Genomic DNA, 11,198 nt, shown 5'->3' on the forward strand with positions numbered 1-11,198 from the left:
CTATTATACAGATCTCCTTTTTTAAAATAAATCGTTCTGTCAAAAACCCTTGGATTAAAGGTGTTCGCGGTATCTATAATCGTGAAGTCTTTGTATTGTACAATATCTTCCTTTTTGTATCGCACGCTGTCTTTTGAAATTGAAAAGTTAGGATATACTACAATTTTATCGATTTTGTATGCCACTTTCGCCTTTTCCGGTGTTTCTTCTTTTATTTTTATTTTAATGTTTACTTCATAATCACCTTTTGAACTATCGACCTGCGCCAGAATGTAATCCGGATTAAAGTAATAATATCCTTTTTCCTTCAATCGGGCATCTATACGTTCGCGTTCCTGCTTGATCACATCAAGATCATAAGGTCTTCCTGGTCTCAATCTTGATCTTCGGCTTGTTTTAGCTATTTCTTTAGACAGTTCTGAAGAATCTGCAGGAAATTTGACGCTTTTAATTTTATATTGTCTTCTGGGCTGTACTGTATATTCTGCTGTCGCACGTTTATTTTTTGCTGTTGAATCGGCACTTACTCTGGTTTTAAAATAACCTCTGTTTTCGGTGAAATTTCGAAGTACAGAAGCATTATAATCCAAATCGACTTTGCTGAAAAGTACGGGCTCCTCGCCTACTTTTGTTCGCAGCCAATGTCTGATTCCTTTATCTTTTTTGGGTTCACCCGCAATATTGTAAATCCACAATTTAGGACGTAATCCAAAAATCTGTTTATTGGGTTTAGGACGAAGAAGATCTTCTAATTCTTTCTCGAGTGCTTTTTTGTCTTTCTTTTTTATAATGGAATCTTCTACTGTAACAGAACCTCCTGTGTACAATAAATCACCTTCCGGCAAATATTTAGTATTACTGCATCCAAAAACAAAAAACAAGGATAACACACTAAAATATTGTATATATCTAATTTTCATATCGCTATGCTTTTTGCTCATTTCCTTCAATTTGATCTTCTTGCTGATTTTCTTCTTCTTTTTTATCCTCTTTTTCCTTTTGTTCTTTTTCTTTGAGTTTTTGTTTTTCCTTACGCAATTTCTCTTCTTTAATCATTTCTTTTTCTTCTGCACTGCGGTGAAAAAGTTCGCGGAATTTATTGTAACTCATAGTAATGATGAAGGCAACTCCTGTTTCGACAACCTGCCCTTCAACTGCAACCTGATATTGATTTTTTCGGTAAGCACGAACCATATAGCGTCCGTCTTTTGTAAGCTGATAATCCAATGCAACATCTCCTGCAATATTGGTACTTTCTTCATTGGCACGCTCCTGACCTTCTACTCCAAAACTGCTTCCTACAGTAACTTTCAATCTGTCGTTTAACAGTTTTTTAGAAACCCCAACATTCAGATCAGTTCTGTTTTCCATCGTTCCGGATGTATAATCTTCTGTCGACTGAAGGTCAAATTCTACCTGAAATCCGCTTACTAATTCTCCCGCAAGATCATTTAATTGCTGTGAAAGTATTTTACTCACACTTTGTCTTGCCAGCGATCCAGCATTGGTACCACCACTTTCGCTTGCAAAAGGATTTTCACCAATGAATCTGTTTAACAATAAAAGTGCAAAAACCTGTTTGTTTAATTCTGCCGGTTCCTGACGCAATTGTTCCAGTTTTGTCTGCGAAGCCGTTACAATATCTGATGATACATTATAATTTCCGTCAGGAAGCACAATATCAAATGAAATTTCAGGCTTCAATAATTCGCCTTTCATTTTTAATAGAGTCTGAAACGGAATTTTTTGTTTGTATGTATTTTTAACACTCGGGCTTAAACTACCTAGCTGATTTCCTAACAAATCGATTGGAGCTGTTTCTACTTTATAAATCGCTGTTATATTTAGGTTTGCCATTGTTGGCTCTCCGTTCCAGATAATTGAACTTCCTTTTTGAATGTTGAATTTTCTTCGAATCATATTAAAATTCATTTCATAGGCTCCGTCTGAAAACTCATATTTACCAGTCAAAGTTGTTTTTCCAGAAGGATCAATTCCTCCTGTAAGTTGTGCTTCTCCTTTAAGATTTAGGTAATCTCCATTTCCTTTATCAATGACCAAAGTCAGTTCTGCTTCTTTATCAATAGAAATATCAACACTTACATCCATACCAACCAATTGCGATTGGTTTAGTTTGTCTTGTATTTCCGCTGTTTGTCTCAAATACATATTGTCTTCATCAACAAACTCTACAATACCTTCACGATCTGCAATTGATGGATCTGATTGTGGTAATACTAATGTAAATTTAGTTTCCTTATTGATTTTGATATTTCCGTTTACAACTGGATTTTCAAGTGTTCCTTTTATGTTTAATTTGGTGTCTAAAAACAAATCGCCATAAAACAAATCATTGTCTTTCGCTTTAGAATGTATGGCTCTAAAATCATTAGCGAGAATTGTTAAAGCAAAATTATAGTTTCTGAAATCCGGTGATGTAATGGTTCCGTTTACAGACAATTCATTATCATTTTCATCAAAAAGTGTAAACTTATCAAAGTTAATTACGTCATTGCTAAACGTGATTTTTTCTTTATCTGTTTTAAAATAAGAATTAAGCTGTGTAACTCTGAAACCTGCATCATTAAAAACTAATTCCCCTCCAACTTTTGGCGCTGATGCATTTCCTGTGATTTTAAAACTTCCCGATAAATAACCTGTTCCATCAGCAAGATTTTCCATAGTGAAGCCCTGAATACTTTTGATTGTCAATTTTTTCAGGTCTACATTAAAATCTAATGTTCCGTCTTTTACAGCATAATTTCCATCAAGCGTAACATCATTTTCTCCTCCTTTTAACGTAACGTTTGCCGCCAGTAAATCGTTGGTTTTATTATCCACTTTTATTTCAATATTTCCAACAGCTTCTCCTCTAAAAGCAAAATCATCAATTTTTAAATCACTTTTAAATATTGGGCTGGTCATTACATTCTCTACTACTGCATTTCCATTAATAAGACCTTGCATAAGCAATTTGTCTTTTTTGACCATATTTAAGATTGTCTCGATTTTAAAATTCACAAAATCAACCTGCAAAGGTGCATTATCCTCACTTCCTTGTGACTGAATTTTTAATTCATTACCCGCATTTTCCAGAAAGAATTTATTGATGTAAAGTCTTTTATCTCCAAATTCAATAGCATTTTCCGGATCTACATTCCATTTATCATAATTCAATACAAAGTTTTCTGCATCGATCTTAAATATGTTTTTAGAATCTTCACTATTTAATGATCCTGCGATATAATATTGTTGCTTTTCTTTTGCATCCTGAACGGCAAGCGCATACGTCAAAGTATTATTTTCTACTTTTCCGGACAAACTTGTGAAAGGAATTTTTAACGAACCACTTTCTATAGTTGCTAATGAAATTTGATATTCCAACGCACTTTCTTTTGCTTCAATATTTATTTTTCCGTCGGCAATTGTATTATCAGCGTAAACAATCCTCGGAATTGTACCTTTTATTGATAATGAATCAGTAGCATTATTATAATTTCCAATAATATCTATTGGCTCTAAACCTGTTAATTTAGGAAGCAGTTTAAAAAGGATTGGATCGTTATCTATCTTCAATGTAAACGCTAATCGTTGTTCATCTGATTCTCCGTTTACTTTTGGATTCTTTAAATCAATATATTTCGACAATGATTTTTTTACTGCTGCAGCTAAAGTTGTCAGTTTGTATTTTCCATCAACCTCTGCTTTTAAAAACTGTGATGTTATTTTGATATTATTGCGGCTATCATCTGAAAAAGCGATTATACGAACAGAATCTAAAACAATAGGTTCAGCGTCTTGTAATATTTGAATGTTCGACAAAAAAACTTTTCCATTTAAAAAATCAGGATTGCTGTTTGCAACATCGGCATCAACATTTCCTCTCAGTTTCATTGGTCCTGCATGCAGATTTAGTTTTTCAAGATCGGCAATATCCAGATTTAGTTTTAATTTAATAGATGGATATTTCTCTTTCGTGTTTCCGTTTGCTGTTAAATTAAAATTCAGGTTTGGATCGTTCATTCCTGATTTTACATAAAAAGATCCGTTTTCGATATTTCCATTTAAGGCTAAATCTTTGTAGGTATATTTATTAAAAACTGCCTTTTGTACCAAACCATCTAATTCTGCCTTAGCGGTAGCAGGATCTAATCCGACACCTTTTACTTTCGCTTTAAGCGTAATTTTTCCAACCGAATCATTTTTAATCAGCTTTCCTAAATCAAAATCCAACAAAGAAACAGTCGCATCGTATTTCTCTTTCTTTTTAGTACGCTGATCAAATAAGGCATCGACTTTGGCATTACCAAAACTGCTGCTTAAGGCTAAATTAGTATTGAAATTTTGAACAGAACCTTTAAATTTTCCTTGTAAATTGAACTGTGAAGGCAATTGAATATTCTTTGGAATCGTTCCGGCAGGCACGAAAGAGTTAACATCTTTTGAAGTACTTGATAACTGACGAATGTTTACATCATAATACGCTTTTTGCGCATCCGGTAAGCCTGTAATCCTTCCTGAAAGATTAACTTTGGTTGTTCCGATTCCGCTCATTTGGAACTTCGAAATATTCAAATCTTTTACTTTTCCTTTTACTCGGGTATCTACATACAAAATCGCATTCGGATTACTCTTAAATGGATTTGTGTTTTGTAAATCCGGAACAAAAAGTAAAATATCTTTAAAACCCACTTTTGCCTGATTCAAATCAGCATCTAAGGTTAAGTTGCCTAAATCCTTTTTTAAAGCATCTAACGACGCATACGTTATAATGATTTTATTTTGAAGTAACGTTTGTGGCGTTCTTATATACAGCTTATTCAGTGAAGCATTTTTGGGTCCGTAAAAAAAGTCTGTTTTTAAAGACTGAATTTGCAAGCCGCTTTTTTCGTTTGCTGTAAGCGATTTTATATTTCCTGAAATTGTATCGTTTCCATAGTATAAAGTCTCAGCATCCAGCTTAAAGTTTTTTAGATCGATATGACTATAATCAATTCCTTTTGTAACTGGTTTTGATTGCATGTCATCAAATTTAAAAGCGACATTTTCTATTTCAACATCCTTTACTTTTACCTTCCATCCTGCTTGTTTTATGGCTGTCGAGTCTAAATCAGGAGCTTTAAGTTGTTTGTCTTTGGCACCTAAACGTAAATTTCCTTTCAGATCATTTATTTCGAAAGTATCAAAATCAAGCAATTGTTTATTTAAATCTATTTCGTTTACTGCCAGTTGCAAGCTGCCTAATTTTATACCTGAATCAAGTTTGGAATCTTTATTATCGTAAGCAATGTCAATTTTAGCCAAACTGATTTTGCCTAATTTTAATTTGAAATCTTTTCTTTTAGAAATGGTATCTACGGTTTCTACAGATACTTCAGCAATTTTCTCTACCACATCCTGATCTAAAGTCAATTTCAATCCGTTTAGATCAATATGCGGAATATCAAAATCCATTTTATCTAAATCGAATGTGTTGAATTTCGTATCAAAATGCGTCAGATTTACTTTGATATTGTTTTTAGTGAAATCATCTTTATAGTTCAATTTTATCTGATCCAGATTTACTTTTACAACCGATATTGTAAAGGGTTTGCTATCCGGATCTTCGACTTTGGGTTCTTTGGATTCAAATGCCTTGATGATATAATCAAAATTAAAAACGCCTTCTTTATTTCTGGAAATATTAGCCGATACATTTTCAAGCGAAACGGAATTAATTTCGAGTTCACTGCTTATCAATTTAAACAAATCAACATCAACTACTAAACGTTTTCCTGCCAGCAAAACCTTTTTCTTCTGATCTTCAAAGTAAAATCCTTCCAAAACAACATCTTTTGGGAATTTAATTGCAATTCTATCTAGTGAAACTTTGGTTTTTATCTTTTCATGTAAATAGGTAATGGCTTTGTCTTTTACAAAATTCTGAATAGACGGCAACTGAATGAGGATAATAATAAGAAGTAATAGTGCAACGGTAGACCCCACGGTCCAAAGAAGTACACGTAGTGTTTTTTTAAGAAAATGAATGGATTTTTTATTCATACGTCAATAAAACACATTTTAGATTAATACTGCGATTCGCATAATGAGTTGGCTTATACAAGCTACAAAATTGTAAAAAAAATGACCGAACATTTTACATAATTACAATCAATTGTTCTAAAATTGCATTTTACTTCTTTTTTTTACCTACCTAAAGTAAGAAAATTTTCTCAATTCTTAAAATTTAAATTGTGGAAATTTACTTTTTAATATATCTATTTTTTGATGAAGTTTAGAAAGGAATTTAAGATGTTGTTCTGACTCAGGATTAAAACTTCTGTGATTCAATCCTTTTTGAATTTCCTCGACCTCTTGCATCACACTAACACTTTCTAGAGCTATATTACTATCAATGAATAACTTCCAGATAAAATCGATTGCTACTTGATTGGGATGCAACATATCTTCTGCATAAAAACGATAATCTCGAAGTTCATCCATCATGATTTCGTACGATGGAAAATAGGTAAGAGTTGTGAATTGTGAATTGTGAATTTTTAAAACTTGATGAATTGCACTAAACAAGTGTGCTTTACTTAACTGATTTTCGATAAAACCGTCTTTGATGTGACGTACAGGAGAAACGGTAAAAATGAAGTTAATATCGGGATTTAATTTCTGAATTAATTGCACTGTATTTTGAATACTGTTTTCAATTTCACTAACAGGCAATAACTCTTTCGTGAATTGCTTTTGCGGTACTTTATGGCAATTGGCTACGATTTGTTCACTTTGGATATTTCTATAAATCCAAGAAGTTCCGTAAGTAATGATAATATGAGTAGAATGCGTTAAATAATCGTGTGTTGCTGTAATAATTTGGTTTAATGACTGAAGTAATTCTTCTTTATTGGAATTGCTTAGTTCAGAGTGAATTTCATAACAATGCCATAAATCATTATGCAGAAAAATATCACTTTCTGTAAAAAAATGCTGCTCCACCACTCTTCTAACAATCTTTTCAATGGAAACAGAATTGAATATAATCCCAAAAGGATTAGTCGTATTCTGAAACTTAAAATAATCAAATTTCTTTGCCATATTTTCTGCAAAACAGGAACCAATAGAAATGATCTTCGAATTATAATCGATTGGATGAGCTGTTTTAGCAATTGATATCGGTGTTCTGAAATTCATTTTATTTTTTTATTCAAATTTCAACCATTTTCTACAAACAAAAAACCAAATACGAAAGTATTTGGTTTCAAGTAAGCTTGTAATTGTTGGAACAACATTAATATGTATATTCGATTTCATATTCATAACCATCGCTTGCGACCGATTTATACTTAACAGGATATCCTTTATCATTATAAATATAATCTCTTGTTTCAATATTTATATCATCAGATCCTACCCTTTTAACCGTTTTTTTTAAAATATTATTTTGTCCGTAATCATTTATTTGACCTAAAAATAAATCATATCCTAAGATGTTTTTAGCCGGATTATTTTTTTTATCATATTCATAGGTAACTATTGTTTTTACAGATCGTGAAGGATCCTCTACAAAATCACCGCCTTTAGATGTTATATATAGTGCAATGTCCTCATTTTCTATAACATTACCATCTTTATATCGCAAAAATCCTTCTCCTAATTTAGCTTCTTTCTTTGTATCAAGATTTATAATATAATCTATATATGCTACCAAATTATCAGAAGTGTGAGTATAAGTCGTCCTCATCATTATGGATGGTTGCTGATCTGCATTTTCGGCAGACCATTCTAATATGGTTCTTGTTTTTAATTTTCCATCTTCATAAATAAATTGGTATTCATTCTTTTTACTTTTTAATCCAAATTGATCTTTACGAATTCCTTCTTGTTTTACAATACGATTCCCTTCATAAATGTATATAGTTTCTGTTTCATCATTCTTCCTGCTTAATACTTTGTTTCCTTCAAAAGTATAATTATCAATTTTTGTTTGAGAAGGATAAAACTGAGCAATAGTGCGGTGAACGGTATTATCAGTTGGAACAACTGGCTCAGGAATTGGTTCAGACACAACAGGCTTTTCTATAACAATTGGCTCCTCAACTACTGAATCAGTATCGCTTGAACATGAAGTAAGAATTATCAATAGAGCTGTAAAAAAGTAGATTTTTTTCATTTATTAATATTATGGCGTTTTTAATTAAGATTTATGCTTTAAAAAAGTAATGATGATTAGTATGTAAATTCCATTTCATATTCTATCGTTTTCCCATCCTTTGCAAAGGAAGTATATTTTACAGGGTAGTCATTCTCATTGTAAATAAAAGTGCTTAAATAAGTAACTGGTGCAGAATATTCTGTACTATCCAAAGAAACTTTTGTAACATTATTTTTTCCGAAGGAACTTATTTCATTTAGTAACAAATTAAATCCTCGAATATTTTTAAATGGATTGTTTTTTGAATCATATTCATACTTTCTTATTGTTGTTGCAGAATTTGTAATCATTTTTTCCTCAATAAGATTACCATTTTTATAAATCAAATGTCCTTCGCTTACTTTAGTCTCGAATTTAAAGTCTGAATCTATCGAATATTCTACAAAAGAAATTAAATTATCAGAGGTATGAGAATATATTGTTTTACGAATATAACTTCCATCGGGATACGAATTAGAAAATCCCTGTTTTAAAAGTCTGGTTTTTAATTTTCCATTTTCGTAAGTGTATTCAACTTCTGTACTTTTAACTTCTATTCCGCTTTTGTCTTTATAAAATCTTACTTGTTTTACAATACGATTTCCTTCATAAGTAAATAATGTTTTATTACTATTTGATTTGACACTCAAAATTTTATTTCCATCATAATTGTTCGTATCAAGATATTTATTATCAATATCAGAAAGAGCATCAATATATAAAACAGTAAGAGGAACTGTTGTTGTATCAACAGGTATAACTGGTACTGGGATTGGGTCTACGGGAAGTGGCTCAGATACAACAGGCTTTTCTATAACAATTGGCTCCTCGACTGCTAAATCATTGTCGCTTGAACATGATGCAAAAAATATAAGAAGAGCCGTTAAAAAGTAGATTTTTTTCATTTGTTGATATTATGGTGTTTTTATTAAGATTTATGCTTTAAAAAAGTCATAATGATTATTAGTATGTAAATTCTACTTTGAATCTATAGCCGTTACTGGCAACTGATGTATACTTAACTGGATATCCTTTATCATCGTAAATATATGTTCTTAAAATTTCATTTACGTAAGGAGCCTCCGAACTTTTGAAAGTTGTTTTTACAATGTTATTTTTCCCACAATCATCTATTTCATCTAATAATAAATCATATCCTAAAATATTTCTAGCTGGATTGTTTTTTGTATCATATTCATAATTAAATACTGTTGTTCCATAGAAAGACGAATAAAACTTCTCTACAATATTCCCATCTTTATATTTTATAAACCCTTCATCAATTTTTTCTTTTTCTTTGTACGGATGTATAAAATGAGTTACATGTTCAATTAAATTATCAGAAATATGTGTATATGTTACTATACTAGTAGATGATACTTCATCTAAATAATATGAAACCCATAGCAAAGTTGTTTTTGTCCTTAATTTTCCATTTTCATAAACATATTGTAATTCTTTCTCTTTATATTCTTCTCCAAATTGGTCTTTAGTTATTACTTCTTGCTTTACTATGCGATTTTCTTCATAAGTAAACAAGGTTTCTGTTTTATCCGTTTTTATGCTTAAAACTTTATTCCCATCAAAAGTATACTTACTCTCTACAGGTACAGGAGATTCAAAATTGCTTGTTACAGTTTTATAAAATATATTACCTACAGGTTCTTTAGTACGTGAATCATTGTCGCTTGAACATGAGATAAGAATTACAAATACAGTCGTAAAAAAGTAAAGTTTTTTCATTTATTAAATTGGTTTGTCTAATTTTGGCGCAAATATAAACGAAAATATACAAGCCCATAAAATTTAGTTTTTTAGTAACGAAAAGGTATGTTTTTCTTTTTTTTTTTAAATATTAAATAAAAAACCAGAAGTATTTGCTTCTGGTTTATTAGTTAAAATATTTATATACTAGTAGAAATATTCTGACGTATATTTTGTACCTTCTGCATTATCAATACTCTTTACAGGATACCCATCTACATTATAAGTATAGCTATAAGTAGACCATACATCTCCATCCGAAGTATCAGAAATTTGATTATGAAAAATACCTGTACCTTCTAAATCCGCGAAACAGATTTTATCAAAACCTAAAATATTTTTTGCTGGATTATTTTTATCATCATAAAGATATTTATGATTTGAAGAATTGGTAGCTGTGATTTCGCTTACTTCCCCATTAAGAAATTTAATTGTAGCAGTTCCTGAAGGATTAGTTTGGGTTATATCATCTCCAATATATGATTTTGCTGTAATTGTTCCATCTGCATTATGAGTAAAAACTTCTTTATGACCTTGCAAAACATTATTATTTTCCTCAACCCTCAAAAAAGTTGCTAATTTCCCATCGGCATTATAAGTAAACGTATTCGTTTGCTCTACAGTTCCATCGGCAAATTTAAATTCTAATTTAGTAATTAAATCTCCAGTGTAAGTATAGTACATACCACTATCATCTGTATCATCAATTATACTTACAATCTTGTTTCCATCGTAGTTATAGTTTATTGTTGTTTTTCCATTTTCTCCTGTTAAAATTACTTTTTTTAGTAAAACTAACTTAGCGGGATCAGAAGGAACAGAAACAACTGGGGGAACGGTAACAACTGGTGGAGCAGTAACAACTGGTGGTGTCTCAGAAGAAGGATCAGGATCAGAAGGAGAATCATCACTAGAACAAGATGTTAATGCTAATGTTAAAGCACAAAAAAGACAAAGGATTTTTTTCATTTAAGTAGGTTAAAATATTAATATTCACGATAAATGTAAATTAAACATTATAAAAAAACCTCATACTATTTAACATTTTTTAACACTAAAAAATGTTAAAAAAGCAACCATCAATACAATGTTTTGAAATACAGCACTTTAAGCCAGAATCACTATATTATAAAAATAAAAAGCAATTAGAATTTTCCGTATTTCTACTTAGCTCTTTTCTTTAAAATATTTACAGCAAACAAATAAAAAAAACCTTTTGAAAAAGATGATTCCAAAAAACCACTCTGTTTTTACC

At 31.0% G+C, this 11,198-nt stretch carries 7 protein-coding genes; all 7 read right to left on the minus strand.

The window, feature by feature from the left end:
- Positions 1-920 (minus strand): POTRA domain-containing protein (locus B0A66_RS22320; RefSeq protein WP_317044384.1); only part of this gene is annotated, 920 nt, incomplete at its 3' end.
- A 4-nt stretch (positions 921-924) separates the two neighbouring features.
- On the minus strand, positions 925-6,042 hold the full coding sequence (locus tag B0A66_RS22325) for a translocation/assembly module TamB domain-containing protein (RefSeq protein ID WP_089052051.1): 5,118 nt from the start codon (positions 6,040-6,042) through the stop codon (positions 925-927).
- A gap of 177 nt (positions 6,043-6,219) precedes the next feature.
- On the minus strand, positions 6,220-7,179 hold the full coding sequence (locus B0A66_RS22330) for a GSCFA domain-containing protein (protein ID WP_089052052.1): 960 nt from the start codon (positions 7,177-7,179) through the stop codon (positions 6,220-6,222).
- A gap of 97 nt (positions 7,180-7,276) precedes the next feature.
- The gene (locus B0A66_RS22335; RefSeq protein ID WP_089052053.1) at positions 7,277-8,158 is read right to left on the minus strand and encodes a hypothetical protein; all 882 of its coding nucleotides are present in this window, start codon (positions 8,156-8,158) and stop codon (positions 7,277-7,279) included.
- Positions 8,159-8,214: 56 nt separating this feature from the next.
- Positions 8,215-9,084 (minus strand): hypothetical protein, encoded by an 870-nt coding sequence (locus B0A66_RS22340; protein WP_089052054.1) that lies wholly within the window; start codon positions 9,082-9,084, stop codon positions 8,215-8,217.
- Positions 9,085-9,142: 58 nt separating this feature from the next.
- Positions 9,143-9,922: a hypothetical protein gene (locus B0A66_RS22345; RefSeq protein WP_089052055.1), complete on the minus strand. Its 780-nt coding sequence runs from the start codon at positions 9,920-9,922 to the stop codon at positions 9,143-9,145.
- Positions 9,923-10,090: 168 nt separating this feature from the next.
- Positions 10,091-10,912: a hypothetical protein gene (locus tag B0A66_RS22350; RefSeq protein WP_089052056.1), complete on the minus strand. Its 822-nt coding sequence runs from the start codon at positions 10,910-10,912 to the stop codon at positions 10,091-10,093.
- Positions 10,913-11,198: the final 286 nt, after the last annotated feature.

This window comes from Flavobacterium hercynium, assembly GCF_002217285.1.
In the GTDB taxonomy this organism is placed as follows: domain Bacteria; phylum Bacteroidota; class Bacteroidia; order Flavobacteriales; family Flavobacteriaceae; genus Flavobacterium; species Flavobacterium hercynium.

Coding starts and splice junctions, on each gene's coding strand:
- B0A66_RS22330 (WP_089052052.1), bottom strand. CDS start 7,179: ATGAATTTCAGAACACCGATATCAATTGCTAAAACAGCTCATCCAATC.
- B0A66_RS22335 (WP_089052053.1), bottom strand. CDS start 8,158: ATGAAAAAAATCTACTTTTTTACAGCTCTATTGATAATTCTTACTTCA.
- B0A66_RS22325 (WP_089052051.1), bottom strand. CDS start 6,042: ATGAATAAAAAATCCATTCATTTTCTTAAAAAAACACTACGTGTACTT.
- B0A66_RS22350 (WP_089052056.1), bottom strand. CDS start 10,912: ATGAAAAAAATCCTTTGTCTTTTTTGTGCTTTAACATTAGCATTAACA.
- B0A66_RS22345 (WP_089052055.1), bottom strand. CDS start 9,922: ATGAAAAAACTTTACTTTTTTACGACTGTATTTGTAATTCTTATCTCA.
- B0A66_RS22340 (WP_089052054.1), bottom strand. CDS start 9,084: ATGAAAAAAATCTACTTTTTAACGGCTCTTCTTATATTTTTTGCATCA.